Origin of the sequence: Clostridium sp. AF37-5, assembly GCF_003477605.1 — a bacterium.
Taxonomy (GTDB): domain Bacteria; phylum Bacillota; class Clostridia; order Lachnospirales; family Lachnospiraceae; genus Eubacterium_F.
On the sequence record NZ_QUDR01000033.1, the window covers coordinates 1,388 to 18,328 of the forward strand.

General features: G+C 41.6%; 13 protein-coding genes and 2 tRNA genes. 14 read left to right on the forward strand and 1 reads right to left on the reverse strand.

Going from position 1 to position 16,941, the window contains the following annotated elements; translation table 11 throughout:
- Window positions 1-142: 142 nt before the first annotated feature.
- From DW019_RS14110 to DW019_RS14125, 3 genes are all read left to right on the forward strand, one after another.
- A complete protein-coding gene (locus tag DW019_RS14110; RefSeq protein ID WP_118443981.1) occupies window positions 143-2,053 on the forward strand; it encodes a DUF6273 domain-containing protein in 1,911 nt (636 codons plus the stop codon).
- A gap of 491 nt (window positions 2,054-2,544) precedes the next feature.
- Window positions 2,545-4,686 (forward strand): Tex family protein, encoded by a 2,142-nt coding sequence (locus DW019_RS14120; protein WP_118443983.1) that lies wholly within the window; start codon window positions 2,545-2,547, stop codon window positions 4,684-4,686.
- Window positions 4,687-4,700: 14 nt separating this feature from the next.
- A complete protein-coding gene (locus DW019_RS14125; protein ID WP_118443984.1) occupies window positions 4,701-5,834 on the forward strand; it encodes a hypothetical protein in 1,134 nt (377 codons plus the stop codon).
- A gap of 2 nt (window positions 5,835-5,836) precedes the next feature.
- On the opposite strand, the gene DW019_RS14130 is transcribed toward DW019_RS14125, so the two are convergent.
- Window positions 5,837-7,990 carry a hypothetical protein gene (locus tag DW019_RS14130; RefSeq protein WP_118443985.1) on the reverse strand — a complete coding sequence of 718 codons (2,154 nt, stop codon included), beginning with the start codon at window positions 7,988-7,990 and terminating at the stop codon, window positions 5,837-5,839.
- A 320-nt stretch (window positions 7,991-8,310) separates the two neighbouring features.
- Here DW019_RS14130 and DW019_RS14135 point away from each other — a divergent pair, with 320 nt between their 5' ends.
- The 11 genes from DW019_RS14135 to DW019_RS14185 all read left to right on the forward strand — a co-directional run bounded on the left by DW019_RS14135 (window position 8,311) and on the right by DW019_RS14185 (window position 16,837).
- Entirely contained in the window at window positions 8,311-8,787 is a 477-nt protein-coding gene (locus tag DW019_RS14135; protein ID WP_022376605.1) for a YcxB family protein, read from the forward strand.
- Window positions 8,784-9,212 carry a tRNA (adenosine(37)-N6)-threonylcarbamoyltransferase complex ATPase subunit type 1 TsaE gene (gene tsaE, locus DW019_RS14140; protein WP_022376604.1) on the forward strand — a complete coding sequence of 143 codons (429 nt, stop codon included), beginning with the start codon at window positions 8,784-8,786 and terminating at the stop codon, window positions 9,210-9,212. Before DW019_RS14135 ends, tsaE begins: the two co-directional genes overlap by 4 nt.
- A 2-nt stretch (window positions 9,213-9,214) precedes the next feature.
- Window positions 9,215-9,934: a tRNA (adenosine(37)-N6)-threonylcarbamoyltransferase complex dimerization subunit type 1 TsaB gene (gene tsaB / locus DW019_RS14145; protein ID WP_347461741.1), complete on the forward strand. Its 720-nt coding sequence runs from the start codon at window positions 9,215-9,217 to the stop codon at window positions 9,932-9,934.
- A gap of 50 nt (window positions 9,935-9,984) precedes the next feature.
- Entirely contained in the window at window positions 9,985-10,200 is a 216-nt protein-coding gene (locus DW019_RS14150; protein ID WP_242989475.1) for a hypothetical protein, read from the forward strand.
- A 57-nt stretch (window positions 10,201-10,257) separates the two neighbouring features.
- The gene (locus DW019_RS14155; RefSeq protein WP_022376601.1) at window positions 10,258-11,178 is read left to right on the forward strand and encodes a ribonuclease Z; all 921 of its coding nucleotides are present in this window, start codon (window positions 10,258-10,260) and stop codon (window positions 11,176-11,178) included.
- A gap of 21 nt (window positions 11,179-11,199) precedes the next feature.
- Complete coding sequence (locus tag DW019_RS14160) at window positions 11,200-11,802, forward strand: DUF6715 family protein (RefSeq protein WP_117479964.1); 603 nt, start codon at window positions 11,200-11,202, stop codon at window positions 11,800-11,802.
- Window positions 11,803-11,815: 13 nt separating this feature from the next.
- Window positions 11,816-12,850, forward strand: coding sequence for a tRNA (adenosine(37)-N6)-threonylcarbamoyltransferase complex transferase subunit TsaD (gene tsaD, locus DW019_RS14165; protein WP_118443986.1), 1,035 nt, complete (start codon window positions 11,816-11,818; stop codon window positions 12,848-12,850).
- Window positions 12,851-13,169: 319 nt separating this feature from the next.
- Window positions 13,170-13,255: transfer RNA gene (locus DW019_RS14170), tRNA-Ser, on the forward strand.
- A gap of 43 nt (window positions 13,256-13,298) precedes the next feature.
- Window positions 13,299-13,387: transfer RNA gene (locus DW019_RS14175), tRNA-Ser, on the forward strand.
- Between the two features lie 70 nt (window positions 13,388-13,457).
- The gene (locus DW019_RS14180) at window positions 13,458-14,312 is read left to right on the forward strand and encodes an AraC family transcriptional regulator (protein ID WP_117479949.1); all 855 of its coding nucleotides are present in this window, start codon (window positions 13,458-13,460) and stop codon (window positions 14,310-14,312) included.
- 107 nt (window positions 14,313-14,419) lie between these two features.
- Window positions 14,420-16,837 (forward strand): glycoside hydrolase family 43 protein, encoded by a 2,418-nt coding sequence (locus tag DW019_RS14185; RefSeq protein ID WP_118443987.1) that lies wholly within the window; start codon window positions 14,420-14,422, stop codon window positions 16,835-16,837.
- The last annotated feature ends 104 nt before the right edge of the window (window positions 16,838-16,941 follow it).

Below are 16,941 nucleotides of genomic sequence, written 5' to 3' on the forward strand. Positions count from 1 at the left end.
AGAGTTAAGTGATATTACTTTGTGTTTCTTTGTGTACTCGAAAATGAAAATAGAAAACATAGAATAAAAGATACATGCATTGTCCGTAAGGAACTTGCATGTATTTTTTATATATTAATTGAATAGTTTAGGAGGAAAAAATATGAAACAGTGGAAAAAAGCAATCGGTATTGTGTTGGCTGGAGTGGTTCTGCTTACAGGTATTGCACTTCCGAAAAATAATGCTATGGCAGATGGAAAGAATTATGGAATTCAAAGTCCGAGAGTGGCGAATGGGGTGACAACATGGGATAAGATTAAATTTGGCAGCTATAATCAAGAGGGTACTTTTCGGGCAGAGCCAATTAAATGGCGCGTGTTATCGGTAGATGGAGATGATGCACTTTTGCTTGCTGACCAGTGTTTGGATGCAAGAGCATATCACGATGAAAAAGATGAAAAAATCACATGGGAAAACTGCACATTGCGTAAGTGGTTGAATGAGGAGTTTTATAACACTGTTTTTACTGAAGAGGAAAAGAAAGCTGTAAAGGAAACGACGGTAGTTAATGAAGATAGTGTGTGGAAGGATTCAGATGGTTATAAACATAAAGTAGAAGGAGGAAATGATACAAAGGATAGAGTATATCTGTTATCGGAGAAGGAAGTGGAGAATGCTGCGTATGGTTTTGATTTAGAGATATCGAAAACTAGACAGGCTAGATTTAGTGATTATGCGAAAGTAAATGATATATTTTACTATGATGAGTGGTGTTATTGGCAGCTTCGTTCACCTGGGTACATTTCTGACTTTGTTACAAGTTCAGGTAATGCTTGTTGGGGCATATATAGTGAGTATTCTATTCCTAGAGGTACTTATGGTGTGCGTCCTGCACTGCATGTTAATTTGTCCTCTTCAATTATTCGGGATGCTGGAGAAGTAGACTCAGAAGGAAATGCTACGGCGCAGACAGACGGAATTCATGCTCCAAGGGAGAAAGATGGTGTTACTACTTGGGACTGTATTTGGTTAGGAAACTATAATCAGACAGCATCGTGGAAACAAAACCCAATTGAATGGCGTGTGTTGTCAGTGGACGGGGATGATGCATTTTTGCTAGCTGATCGATGTCTGGATGCGAAACTATATCATGAAGAAGATGAAGATGTTACATGGGAAACTTGCACATTGCGCAAGTGGCTAAATGAAGGTTTTTGTAATACTGCTTTTACTGAGAAGGAAAAGCAGGCTATAAAGGAAACGACGGTAGTTAATGAAGATAGTGTATGGAAAGATGTGGATGGAGAAGAATATAAGGTAGAGGGAGGAAATGATACTAAGGATAAGGTGTATTTGCTATCGGAGAAGGAAGCAAGCAATTCTACTTATGGATTTGATACAGAGCTTGGAGAAGAATCTAATACAAGACAAGCTAAGACCAGTGACTATGTGAAAGTTAATGGCGGGAATTCAGAGGGTTTGTATTGCTATTGGTGGCTGCGTTCGCCGAGCATTTATCATGCTGATAGTGTTCAGTATGTTTATACTGATGGTGGTGGTAATTTTGGTGGTAAAAGTGCTTGCTATTATACTTATGGTGTGCGTCCGGCGTTGCATATTAATCTTTCTTCTTATGCATGGGAAAAGTCGGGTACTGTAGCTTCGAATGAGACAGATAGACCGCAAATAACAGTAACACCTATGCAGTCGGTTGAGCCAACTGCTACTCCTGTTGTGTCGAAAAAACCTATATTAACAAGTAATTCATCAAAAAACGCAAGATTATCAGATAATATGAATCAGAAAAAAACATTTGGGTCTTCTGTAAAGAAAAAGATAAAGTTGCTTGGTGTAAGATGTAAAAAGAATACAAAGAAGATTTATGGTAAAGTGTCTATATCAAAGGCAACTGTGAAGGTTAAGGTTGGAAAAAAAGCATATAAAAAAGCTTCGGTTAAGGGAAAGAAATTTACTGTTAAGTTGAAAACAAAACTGAAGAAAAAAACGAAGATTGTAATAAAGGTAACAAAAAAAGGATATCAGACGCTGGCAAAAAAATATCAAGTGAAATAAAGATACCTAATAAAAAAGGCGGGGTGAGAAAAGTGATGTGCTATATGTAGGGCTTAAATCATAGGAAAGTACCCATGACAGGGTGCTTTCTTTTTATGGGAATCATATTAATTAACAAAATTAAAAATATTATCATTTGTGGTGAGTGGTTGAGGAAAATCTATTTAGAATTTTGGCTGGTTTGCGCCAAATGTTCGCAGCTAGTTCTTTTGTATTCCAGTAATTCCGTAGAAAAACTTTGCGGCGAGTGGGTTTTGAGTGCGTCGGTATGTGGCACTGGTAGTTTCAGTGCCCATACCGTTACGCACTCAACGAGCGAGAGCGCCCACAAGCCACAAAGCTTTTCTACGGAATTACTGGAATACAAAAAAGCACCAACGAACACTTCGCACATCCCTACCAAAACCCCTAATTGAAATTCTTTCCCGAAAATGTTAGAATGTCGTTAGGTTTTAACCCAAGTAAAAAAGGATTATATTAGGAGCAGAGAAATGAATATTGCAAAACAAATAGCAGAAGAACTGAAAATTAAAGTATGGCAGGTTGAAGCAGTGATGGAATTGATTGACGAAGGCTGTACAATTCCGTTTATTGCCCGATACCGGAAAGAAAAACATGGTTCGTTAAATGATGAGCAGCTGCGTAATCTGGATGAGAGATTAACGTACTTGCGTAATTTGGAAGAAAGAAAAGAGACCGTACTTGCCAGCATTGAGGAGCAGGGGAAATTAACCGAAGAACTCAAGCAGCAGATTCTGGCGGCACAGACCCAGGTGCTTTTGGAAGATTTGTACCGTCCGTATCGTCCGAAACGACGCACACGTGCTACGATTGCAAAAGAAAAAGGGTTGGAAGGACTGGCAAATCAGATTCTTTTGCAGATGTTAGACCATTCCGTGGAAGAAGAAGCAAAGCAGTATCTGGATGAGGAAAAAGAAGTTACGACAGTGGAGCAGGCAATTTCCGGAGCGCTGGATATTTTGGCGGAGGCAATTGCGGACGAAGCCGATTACAGAACTGCAATTCGTAAGACAACGATGCAGAAAGGCTCATTGGTTTCTGCGGCAAAAAATGCAGAAGAGAAAACGGTTTACGAAAATTATTATGATTTTTCTACGGTGCTTTCCAAGGTGTCCGGATATCAGACCCTCGCAATTAACCGCGGTGAGAAAGAAAAAATTCTGACCGTAAAAATTGAGGCGCCTGAGGATGATATTCTGCGGTATTTGTGTAAAAAAGTAATTGTGAAAGAAAATGAATATACAACACCGTATCTGGAAGAGATGATTGCGGACAGTTATAAGCGTTTGATTGCGCCGGCAATCGAAAGAGAAATCCGGAATGAGTTAACGGAGACGGCAGAAGATGGGGCAATTCGTGTGTTTGGTAAAAACTTGGAGCAGCTTTTGATGCAGCCGCCAATTGCCGGCAAAGTGGTACTTGGCTGGGATCCGGCATTTCGTACCGGCTGTAAGTTGGCGGTCGTGGATGAGACGGGAAAGGTGCTTGACACCATAGTGGTATTTCCAACGGAGCCGCAGAATAAAGTGGCAGAGACCAAACGTATTGTAAAGGCCATGATTGAAAAGTATAACATCAGCCTGATTTCGGTTGGAAATGGAACGGCGTCCAGAGAATCTGAACTTGTTATTGTAGATATGTTAAAGGAATTGAATCGTCCGGTTCAATACATTATTACCAATGAGGCAGGAGCGTCGGTTTATTCAGCGAGCAAGCTGGCAACAGAGGAATTTCCGAATTTTGACGTGGGGCAGAGAAGTGCTGTTTCGATTGCAAGACGACTGCAGGACCCGCTGGCAGAACTTGTAAAAATTGACCCGAAGAGTATCGGAGTTGGGCAGTATCAGCACGATATGAACCAGAAAAAATTGAGTGAGGCACTGGGAAATGTTGTAGAAGACTGCGTAAATAATGTTGGTGTTGATTTGAATACGGCATCGGCGTCATTGCTTGAATATGTATCCGGTGTATCCAAAGCAATTGCTAAAAATATTGTAACTTACCGTGAGGAAAATGGCCGGTTTAAGAGCCGCAGAGAACTTTTAAAAGTAGCTAAATTAGGACCGAAAGCTTATGAACAGTGTGCGGGATTTTTGCGCATCACCAGTGGCAAAAACCCACTGGATGCAACGAGTGTGCACCCGGAATCTTATGAGGCAGCGACAAAGTTACTGGAAATGCTGGGGTATCAGCTGGAGGATATTGCCGGTGGGCTTACCGGTTTATCACTGATGGCAAAGGATACCAAAAAACTGGCGGAGCAGGTTGGCGTTGGCGAGATTACGTTGAAAGATATTATCCGCGAATTGGAAAAACCGGGACGCGACCCGCGTGATGAGATGCCAAAACCAATTTTGCGCAGTGACGTATTAGAAATGAAAGATTTAAAAGAGGGCATGATTTTGAAAGGAACCGTGCGTAATGTTATTGACTTTGGAGCCTTTGTAGACATTGGTGTGCATCAGGACGGACTTGTTCACATTTCTAAACTGACGGATAAAAAATTTGTTAAACATCCGCTGGATGTTGTTTCTGTTGGAGATGTAGTAGATGTTAAAGTATTACAGGTGGATATGCAGAAGAAGCGGATTCAGCTGTCAATGATATTGTAAAGGAGAAGGATGAGATGAAACGACTGTTAGTGATGCTGTGTGTAGGGGCTATGCTTGTAACTGGGTGTGGCAGCGGCGGTTCCAAAACGAGTGAGCCGACGGAAAAACCATCACAGGGAAATAAGTATGTTGAACAGGATTTTTACAGTGTACCGGATGAGTTATTGGATGAAGATGAAATTCAGGTCACTGATTTACAGACAAATGCAGAGGGAGAGCCGGCGCTTTATCAGTATGCAGTAGGATCGGATGACGAGGACGATACGGGCTGCTCGATTTATGAGTATACGTTAAATTCGGCGGGCGACTGGCAGACGAAACAATATGGACGTAAGGCGCTTACGAAACTTGTGAAAAAAACAATGGAGGGCTCTGTGGATTCTGTGGACCTTCCCTATATTTCACGGGGCGATGATGGAAATCTCTATGCCCTTATGCAGGTTAAATTGTATGATGAAAATGCAAATCCATTTGAAAAACAAAGTGGTGCCAGTGAATATTATCTTCTTACCATTGATGAAAATTCAAATGCGGTGCAAAAGACAAAATTGCAGACTAAGGTAGAAGAAAATGGCAGTGAAACAGATTATGCAAAGGAATACGATGTAACAGAATTTCATGTAACAGAAGACGGAACACCGATGCTTGTGTTTAACTCGTCAAGTGCCATGTGGTTTGACTCTGTGAGCGGAACGAGAACAAATCTCTGTGAATCTGTTTCGGATGGCGCATTTTCGAAAAGAGTAGGATATGGAGAAAATGAGATTGTGTATTATTCCATGTCAAAGAAAAAATTTGGCGTATTGGATTCACAGACTTTATCGCGTACTTCCGAATTTGGAGACGATATCTCGGAAGATAATAAAAAATATGAGTGGTATTTTGACAGCGATACAACGAACTGGCAGATGTATGCTTTTAATTTGTCAGGACTTTATCGGTTTAGTGATTTTGGACAAAAAACATCTGCCACCCGTCTCAGCGCAGATGGCAATTTTGACAGTTTGGCAGATGATGTAATTTATGATGTTTTGGTTGGTGCTAATCAGGAATTGTATTTGTTAGTACGCAGAACAAACGAAAGTCAGATCGAAAGTGAAACAACTTACGATTCAGGTGTTATCAAGTATGTTCCTGCGAATAAGTGATGTTACACTTCAAATACTAAAATTCCGTTTTTGTTGTAGACGCAGTCGTAGTTTTCGGCAAATGCATTAATATCAGGGATGGAATAGCTTCCATTTTCCCAAGGACCAATTACGATATATGTAACGTTGTATTTTTCAAGCAGACTGTCACGGGCTTCCGGATTTTCGTACATCGTTTTTACATCGGCTTCCTGTGCGGCATAGTCAAGACCGTGGAAGTATAAAAAGCTTCCGGAGCCGCATACAATGTTTCGACCGGTCAGTGAGGCAATTGCATTGTTGTGATTGTTTGCGGTTAAAAAGATATCCGATGGTTCCGTATTTTTTTCTATCCATTTGCAGAGGGAAACATAGTCGGCACTGTAAAGCTCATAGTCGGCAACGGCTTCCCTTCCCATTGTTAAGGCAGCGGCAAGTGTGCCTAAGATGGCAACGATGGTTACCAGAACCGGACGCAGGATGTGAATTCTCTTTTTGGTAAATTCACAGAAATTCACGGCAGTGTCCCATACAAAATCAGCACTTGCCACACAGAAGAAGAAATAGGATACTAACATTAATTTATTGTTGTCATAAGGGTTTGGCTGGAACAAAACAAACTCTGAAATCAACCAAAGGAACAGAGCCGGCATCATAATCCGGCGCTGTTTTTTTGTGCCAAAAATGAGTGAAAGAACCGGGAGAATAAACATAACTCCGAGATTCTTTAGGTAGAAGACGATGTAATTATCCATTGTTTCTACATTTGAGTTGTTCCAGTTGAAAAATCCACGGACGAAATTATCGCCGGAAGCTTGTTTGAAAGTAAAGGTAAATAAAATCGGAAGAGCAATTACCAATACGATTCCCAGAAACATGCCCCAGTGGATTGCGGTTTGCTTTTCCCATGAAGTAATCAAAGAGGCAAGCATACCAAGAACTAAAACTGCTGCAATCAGGACGCCGATAATAAGCAGAGTATTTGCCTCAATCGGTGTATCGGATTTCTGACGCAGACTGATATAAGTAAGTGCAAATAAGGATGCAGCAGTTAAAAGAAAACGTCCCCAGACCGGGATGGTGAATTCTTTTGCTTCCTTTGCATTTTTGCGCATGGTAAGAATGACAAAGCCGGCACACATAACGCCAAGAGCAAGGAACGAGTGTGTATGAATCAGCGGAAGTCCTCCGGCGAGCACACCGGCAGCTGCAAAGTATAAGGTGCTTTTTTCTTCTACTGCGCGGTAGAGCAGGATGAGAATCGGAAACAGCATTGCCCATCCGAATAAGGTAGCACGCTGTGGAATCAACATATCGCAGATGATATTGTGCCATTGAATATTTGCCTGTACATAGTTCGTTGGTGTCTCGTAAAAGGCAGTGAAAATACGGGTAAAGTTTTCACTAAACAGCCCCTTATTCATGAAGTAGTAAAAGCCTAAACCGCCATTGAAAAAGAAAAGAGCGATAGCAAGAAAACTTTTTCCGCGGATGCTGCCGCCAAAGTACCGCATGATTTTTTTTGCCAAAAGATAGACGCCGGAAAAGACCTGAATCAAGGCAAAAAACATCGGCAGAAGATAGGCTGTCCGCAAAGAAGTTCCCCAGATGTAAACACTTGAGGAAATACTGTCGGATAAAAATGGGTAGGCGAGTTTTGTGCCCGGCAGAATGGAGTATTCCGGCGGGAAAGTTTTTTGCTTGGCAATACTTGTAATAAAACCTAAGTGCATATTCATATCGCCGTATGTACTCTGCCCGCTGTGCAGACTTCCATTGATGTATGGAATGGTAGCATGCAAAAGTACATAGCAGGTATAAATAAATAAAGGAAGCAAGAGAAATAAAGCAGGATTTTCGCGGAAAAGTGCAACAATATCCGGCTTTTTAAATCGTCCTTTAAATAGCGTGTGTTCTTTGCCAAAAGCTAACACAGCCCAGACAATCGCGACAAAAGTAATAAAAGCAAATAAATGTGCTTTTACGGAAAATTGAAAGAAAAAAGCGTAAATGGTAGGCAGCCAGTGAAGGGCAAAACTGCCGAATACGCTGCCGAATAAAAGCGTTGTTCCCGTTTTTTCTTTCTGGAATAAATACAGCGCCAAAAGAATTCCTAAAATCTGAAATGCAAGAAAGTAGGAAATGCCGGCGACGTTTCCAATGAATGAACCAAACATATGATGTTCCTCCCTGTGGGTTGTTTTCAACTATTCAGGACTCCCCTGCCCGTATATTCGCATTTTGAACACTTCGTGTTCTTTTTTGCCTTTGACAAGGCTAAAAATGCTCATATGCGGGCGGGGGAGTCCTATTCGGACCTCATGTAGCAAAATCAATGTTTCTTACGTGCAGGCACGACGCTCCATTGATTTTTTTACATGAAGTCCTGAATAGTTGTTTTATTATATAATAGTGTATTAAAAAACCTAAGGCTTGTCAATGAAGAGGGCATTTGTTATACTGAAATTACGATGCCATTCGGAAAGGAGAACGAAAGATGTCGATGGATTTTGAATTAAAACTGGATGGGAAAACGATGAGTCGTTTTCTACTTCATTATAATTATACGAAAGCAACCGGGTTATTTGGTATACTTCTAGGAATTGCTTCTTTGGCAGCAGTATTTATAAAATGGAATATGTGGAATGCAAACCAGCGTGTGGTCTGGATTGTGATTGCGGTTTTGTTTTTGATTGTTCAGCCGCTTACTCTTGCGAAAAAAGGAAGACGCCAGATGGCACAGGAAGAAATGCAGATTCCTCTGTTCTGCCATATTGATGAGGAAGGAATTTCCGTGACACAGGGTGAGGCTTCGTCCTCCTGCAAGTGGAGTGATTTGCGCAAGGTGGTGTATCGGAAAAATGAAATGTATTTATTTACGTCAGCAATATATGCGACAATTATTACCAGAAATTCCTGTGAGGAAAAATTTGATGAACTGGTGGCATTTGTAAAGGAGAAGACGAAGAAATGATTTGGCAGAGCAATAGTGAGAAAGAAACTTTTGCGGTGGCGGAAGAAATTGCGAGACAGGCATCTCCCGGTGATATTTATTTGCTGGAGGGAGATTTAGGTGTTGGCAAGACTGTATTTGCCAAAGGATTTGCCCATGGACTGGGAATCACGGAGCCGGTTACAAGCCCGACCTTTACCATTGTTCAGGAGTATCATGAAGGCCGGCTTCCGTTATATCATTTTGATGTGTACCGGATTGCGGATGTGGAAGAAATGTATGAATTAGACTGTGAAGGTTATTTTTATGGGGACGGTGTGTGCCTGATTGAGTGGGCGTCGCAGATAAGAGATATTCTGCCGGATGACTGCCATCAGGTAACGATTGCAAAAGATTTGGAAAAAGGATTTGATTTTCGAGAGATAACATTAGACGAGATGAGGTGAAAATGATGAATATATTAGGAATAGACAGTTCCGGACTGGTGGCAAGCGTGGCATTACAGTCGGATGATAAATTGGTTGGAGAGTATACCATTCATAATAAGAAAACACATTCCCAGACATTGCTTCCGATGATTCACGATATGTTAGAGATGGCGGATGTCTCTGTAAAAGAACTGGATGCGATTGCGATTGCAAGCGGACCTGGTTCTTTTACCGGGCTTCGTATCGGAGCAGCAACTGCAAAAGGATTGGGAGGAGCACTTTCGATTCCTCTTATAGCAGTGCCGACATTGGAAGGGCTTGCTTACAATCTTGCGGGTGCGGAGGCGTTGGTCTGCCCAATTATGGATGCAAGAAGGCAGCAGGCGTATTATGGCATCTATGATGTGTCGAAAGAAGTGCCGGTAGAAATTGAGAAACCGGATGCGGCACCGATTGAAGTGGTTTTACAGAAAGCAAAAGAAACGAAACGGGAAGTCATCTTTTTGGGGGATGGCGTTCCGGTATTTCAGGAGAAAATCAAACAGTGCGAGGGACTTTTGTGTCGTTTTTGCGCAGACAGTGTGCGGTATCAGAGAGCGTCTTCTGTCACAGCGCTTGGAAAGAAATATTATGAGCAGGGCAGACAGATGAAGGCAGCGGAGTTTGCTCCAATGTATCTTCGGTTATCGCAGGCGGAGAGAGAACGCATGGAAAAGGAAAATATTACAACTAGAAGCTGAGAAGCCCCTCTGTTATAATGTTGCTATCATGTGGAAAGGGGGCAACTGCTTTGCTAAAGAGGATTTGCCAGTGTAATGCATGTGGCCGACAGATTGAAAAAGAGGCGCTTTGGGTGAGAAAAGAGTGGGGATATTTTTCAAAACGGGATTTGGAAGTTCACGAATTTGCTATTTGTGAGTCATGTTACGAGAAAATGATTGATCAGTTTGTAATACCTGTGAAAAAAACGGAGAAGATTGAAGTGCTCCATGAAGATTTAATTTGAAAATATAGGGCAAGTATGATAAAATAAGGAAGAATGGGAGAAATGGAGGATTTTACCATGCTGGATGTATGCCTTTTAGGTACCAGTGGCATGATGCCGCTGCCAAGAAGAGCGCTGACGGCGCTTATGACAAGGTTTAATGGCAGCAGTCTTTTGATTGATTGCGGTGAGGGAACCCAAGTGAGTATTCGGGAAAAGGGTTTTAGTATGCATGCCATTGACACGATTTGCCTTACGCACGTTCACGGTGACCATGTAAGCGGTCTTCCGGGACTTTTGCTTTCGATGGGAAATGCGGAGCGGACCGAGCGTTTGACGATAATCGGACCAAAAGGGATGAAAAAAGTGGTGGAGTCACTGCTTGTTGTGGCGCCCGGACTTCCATTTGAAATTGAGTATATCGAGTTGACGGAATCGTTCCATCGGTTTGAAATATGTGGCTATATTTTGGAAGCGTTTCGTGTTAAACATACGGTTCCGTGTTATGGTTACAGCCAGATTATACAGCGTGCAGGACGATTTGATTCGGAGAAAGCGAAAGCAAATGATGTACCGATGAAAGTTTGGAGTTCCCTGCAAAAGGGGAAAACGGTAGATTGGGAAGGAAAAACCTATACACCGGATATGGTACTTGGTCCGGCAAGGAAGGGATTGAAGGTTACGTATTGTACGGATACAAGACCGGTTCCTACAATTGTCGAACACGCGAAAAAGGCAGATTTGTTTATCTGTGAGGGGATGTATGGTGAGCCGGAGATGGTATCAAAGGCGAAAGAAAACCGACATATGATGTTTACGGAGGCGGCACAGTTGGCAAAAGAAGCGGAGGTTTCTGAATTGTGGCTCACACATTATAGTCCATCATTAATCCGGCCGGATGATTTTATGGAGCCGGTTCGTAAGATTTTTCCAGCTGCAAAACCGGGAAAGGACAGAAAGTCGGCTTATTTGACGTTTGAAAAGAAAGAAAATGAGTAGTGATATGAGAGGAGGGTGTGCATGAACCGGAAAGAAAAAAAGAAGAAAAAACGTGGTTTAATTACCTTTTTGATTCTTGTTGTGCTTGTTGTTCTTGGCGTGCTGGCAGTATATTACCAGTATATGAAGAAACTGCAGTTGCAGGATACCGTGCATACACCGACGACGGAGACGGAAAAACTGGTTGCAAAAGATATGGATGCCGGATATCCGGAAACTCCGAAAGAGGTTATTAAACTGTTTGGAAGAATCAACCAGTGTATTTATAATAAAAAATTATCTGACGATGACTTTTCAACGCTTGTTGGAAAACTCCGTGTGCTTTACTGTGAAAGTCTTCAGAAAAAAAATTCACAGGATAAGATGGAAAGTGAGATTTCGGCAGAGAAGAAAAAATATCCTCCGAAAAAACGCAAGATTATTAATTACAGCATAGAAGATGAAAATAAGTTTCAGTATAAAACGATTGATGGAACAGAAATGGTTTATTTGAAGTTTTCCTATTTTGTTCGTACAGACAATGATTATAATACGGTGAACTGGTATGCAATTCTTGTAAAAGAAGATGGCAAATGGCGAATCCGTGAGTTTAATCCGCTGAAATCGAAAAAACAAAATCAGTAGCCCTGTGGCAGAAATGAGGATTGTTTTGGAACAAAAAGATATTACAGTGCTTGCGATTGAGAGTTCCTGTGATGAAACAGCAGCGGCAGTTGTTGTAAATGGAAGGAAAGTTCTTTCTAATATTATTGCATCGCAGATTGATATTCACAAACTGTACGGTGGCGTTGTGCCGGAAATTGCTTCGCGCAAGCATATCGAAAAAATTAATCAGGTTATTGATGAGGCTCTTACAGAAGCCGGAAAGACATTGGATGACATGGACGCGGTCTGTGTCACTTATGGCCCCGGCTTGGTTGGAGCTTTATTGGTGGGCGTTGGTGCTGCAAAAGCGATTAGTTATGCAGCAGATAAACCTCTTGTCGGCGTGCATCATATTGAAGGACACATATCGGCAAATTACATAGCAAATCCGGGATTGGAGCCGCCTTTTTTATGTCTGGTAGCTTCCGGCGGACACAGTCATTTGGTGATTGTGCGCGATTATGGAGAGTATGAGATTTTAGGAAGAACAAGAGATGATGCCGCGGGTGAGGCATTTGATAAAGTGGCACGAGCAATTGGCCTTGGATATCCGGGCGGTCCTAAAATTGACCGATTATCAAAAGAAGGAAATCCACAGGCAATTGAATTTCCGCGTGCTTCGATTGATGGGGCGCCATATGACTTTAGTTTCAGTGGTGTAAAATCTGCGGTATTAAATTATATTAATGGTTGTAAAATGAAAGGTCTTTCTTACTCAGAGGCAGATATTGCGGCGTCGTTCCAGCAGGCGGTTGTGGATGTGCTTGTGAATCATACAATGCTTGCGGCAAAAGATTATGGCATTAAGAAAGTAGCAATTGCGGGTGGTGTTGCCTGCAATTCGGGGCTGCGGGAAGGTATGAAAGAGGCTTGCAAAAAACGAGGGTATTCTTTTTATATGCCGACGCCGATTTTGTGTACGGATAATGCGGCGATGATTGGTGCTGCCGGGTATTATGATTTTGTGAAGGGAGTGCGCCATGGGCTTGATTTAAATGCGGTGCCTGGACTGAAACTGGGGGAGTAAGCCATGCGACCTCGCAGGAAAAGCCTGCTCAGTCACGGGCTGTCGCCCAAAACATAGCCCCAAGCCATGCGACCTCGCAGGCAAAGCCTGCTCGGTCACGGGCTGTCGCCCAAAACTCAGCCCCAAGCCATGCGACCTCGCAGGCAAAGCCTGCTCAGTCACGGGCTGTCGCCCTATAAAAAAGCAAAAGAACAAATTTTTTTACGTGAGCAAGCTCCCGACAAAATTTATTCTTTACTTTTTTGCATGGCTTGTGGCTTTCGGAAATTTATGCTTGACAAGGTGGGGATGGGGATGATATACTGTTCAAGCAGTCTTTGGAGAGGTGTCCGAGTGGTTTAAGGAGCCGGTCTTGAAAACCGGTGACTCCGAAAGGGGCCGTGGGTTCGAATCCCACCTTCTCCGTTTATGGTATTTACCATATTATATATTTTAATTTTATTCAGCTGGAGAAGTACCCAAGTGGCTGAAGGGGCTCCCCTGGAAAGGGAGTAGGTCGTTAATAGCGGCGCGAGGGTTCAAATCCCTCCTTCTCCGTTTTTTACAGTTGGCATATATATAGATGTGTCGGCTGTTTTTTTTTCAGATGTTTTGAGGAGGAATGTAAATGTTTGATCATGATTTTCATTTTGGTTTTGAATATTTGAGTGAGGAAGAAACTTTGGAGGGACCACTCAGGCTTACTGCGCTTGGGGTAGAGACAGAGTGGTATCCGGATAAAGTTACTAAGCACAATGAACGACCTATTTATACATACACATTTTTGTATACAATACAAGGAAGTGGGATTGTAGAAGATGAAAAGGGAATTAAACATGTATGTGGGAAAAATCACGCTGCTCTTATCTTTGAACCGTCGAAGACAAAACGGTATCCGGAGCCTGGAACAAAAGAAAAATGGCGGTACTGCTGGATTATGTTTATTGTTACGAAACAGACTAAGAAATATTGCAATCAAATACTTGAAAAAGCAGGAATAGTATTTTACATGCCGCCGAACAGCATGGCGATTACGAGCATGGTAGATTTGATTATAAAACGGAGATTGTCTCTGTTAGACAGCCGGTATTTGATGTTTGCCGGAGCATATGATTTTTTGTGCAAGTTGTCACATGAGATATTGACAGAACGATACAAGTTTTCACCTATGGTATTAGAGGCAATGAAAATAATTGAAGGACGATTTGAAAGAATTGATGGTATTTTGGAAGTAGCGGAAGAGTTACACGTGTCCCAGAATTATCTGACGAGAGTATTCAAACAGGAGTGTGGTATGACACCGGTTAAATATCTTCTCAAAGTTCGTCTGAATTATGCAATGGAACTTTTGACAAGCAGTAATGAAACGATAAAGGAAATTGCGAAAGAATGCGGCTTTTCCAGTGAAAGTTATTTTGTTAAAGTCTTTCAGAAGAAAATGAGTATTTCGCCTTCAGATTTTCGTCGTAAAAGAAAAAATTAAGAATGCACAAAAATTACAATAGAAGCAAAAAAAGTAGAATGGAAACCTCTCTTTTTTATATGTTATGATTAAATCATAAATAACAATTTCAAAAAGGAGGTTTTTTTATGCGAAGAAAAACAAAATCAGTAATTGCATGTGGAATGGCAGCGGCATTAATGCTTACCACGCTCGGAATGGAGAACGAGGTAAGTGCTAAAGCGGCACCGAAAATGCAGACAAAAGTGCTTTCACTGAAGAAAGGACAGAAAAAAACGATTCGTATAAAGGGTAAAGGGATTTTAAAGACAACGTGGAAAACAACCAAAAAGATAATTACATTAACGAAAAAGAAAAAGAACAAAGTTACTGTTGCGGGAAAGAAAATAGGAACGGCAGTTGTTGTAGCTAAGGTAAAGACAAAAAAGAAGAATTACCACTTGAAATGTAAAGTGAAAGTTGCTAGAGCGCAGGGAGCGAAAAAAACAAATGTTACAAATACGAAAGTGCCGCAAACCACAAAAAATCCGAGGAAGACAGAAAGTACACCAACAGTGACGCCTACGGCGACACAGGATAATACATCCAAGACAGAACCGAGTGATACGGCACAGCCGAGCCAGACTCCGGCGTCGGATGTGCCGGAAGGATATGAAGAGATAGACCTTTCAACATGCCGGATGAATAATGCCAGTGAGGCTGGTTCTTATGATTCAGAGACGAAAACACTTCATATACAGGATGCTGAGAATTTTCAGTTTCCATTGAAGGAAAATATAAATAAAGGAGAAGTTCTTAGCGTAATGCTTAAAGGAACTTATCATGGCACAAAAGGATTCAGAAGCTGGCTTGTTGATGATAGCCAGACGACGAACTCCAATATATTTAACACCAATGACGAGGTTGGATTTACTGGTGGTGAAATTGAGCTGTTGTATGATTTGGAGGCGACGACGGCAGCCGGACAATTGTTTTTTAAAGGACCATCCTATGGTGTAAATATTGATGATTTGGAAATTAGTAAGATTTATGTCAAGTATACAGTTTCTGCCGGTGAGAAAAAAAGCTATGACCCTTACACACCATCTGAAGAACAGGATGCAAACACGGATAATTTGCAATTGACCAAAAGTTTTAGTGAACAGAAAGGTATGATTGGAAATAACCCATTGATTACACAGAATTTTATGGCTGACCCGACGGCGGTTGAATATGATGGAAGATTGTATGTTTTTGGTACAGCAGATAAAATGGAAACGGATTCAAAAGGTAATGTAATTTCTAATTCATACAATACATGTGAACTGCGCTGTATATCATCTGCGGATTTGGTAAACTGGACAGATCATGGAACTATTAAGGTAAATGAAGTGGCTACATGGGCAAAACATTCCTGGGCGCCAACGATTTGTAAACGGGAAGAAAAAAATGGAACTATGTTTTATCTCTATTTTGCAAATGGTGGAGACGGAATTGGCGTATTGCGTTCAAAATCCCCGTTAGGACCATGGGAAGATCCAAGTGGAAAAAGGCTGATTTCTCGTGATACCCCAAATTGTTCCTCAAGTGAAGTACCGTGGCTGTTTGATCCTGCGGTTCTTGTTGATGATGACGGAACTGGTTATTTATATTTTGGCGGCGGAACGGGTACGGATAGTGAGCATCCAAAGTCGGCGCGCGTAGTGAAACTGGGTGAAGATATGTGCAGTCTGGTATCAGACCCGGAAGAATTAGATCCGTATTATTTGTTTGAGGATAGTGAAATTAATAAAATAAATGGAACGTATGTATATTCTTATTGTACAAACTGGAAGGTTCCAAGCGGTGATGAAACAACGGGAAGCTGCTGTATTGCTTTTATGACAAGTGATAAGCCAATGAGTGGATTTGAATATCAAAAACAGTTATTTGCTAATCCGGGATCGGTGTTTGGAAACTATTATAATAATCATCATAAATTAATCCAGTTTAAAGGGCAGTGGTATATTATATATCATACAACTATGCTGGAAGAAACGGCATATGGAACAAAGCAGGGGTACCGGACATTGCATATGGATAAACTTAATGTAGGGGAAGATTCAAATGGAAAACTGACAATTGAGGCGAAAGCAACATATGGAGGACTATCTGCGGTTGTGCAGTTGAATCCGTATATAGAATGTGATGCATCGACGATGGCATGGAATGGAGGACTGCGAACAAAGGAATCTGAATCTCAGAATAAAATGGTGGTAGATTCGATTCATACCGGAGACTGGCTTGGCGTTTCAAGTGTCGATTTTTCAGAGGAAGGTGCAAATTGTATTCGTATTCAGGCTGCCTCGGAAAAGGAAAGTGGAAAAATAGAGGTTTGGCTGGATGGACCTGAAGTGGCAAAGAATGGTAAGAAAGTAGCGGAAGTGGACGTGAAGCCTACTGGTGGTGGAGATGTGTATGAAGAAATAAGAGCTAATCTTGCGCAGAGCGTAACGGGAGAGCATGATGTTTATTTTGTGTTTCGGGGAAAGGATTATCATATTTCTTCGTGGAGATTTGAAAAATAGGAAGGTATGGCAAAGGAATTTCCTACTGCATAAATGTGCAGTGGGAAATTCTTTGTTGTATTGGCAATAAAAATAAACCACCTGCTATGCAGGTGTGTTCCCAA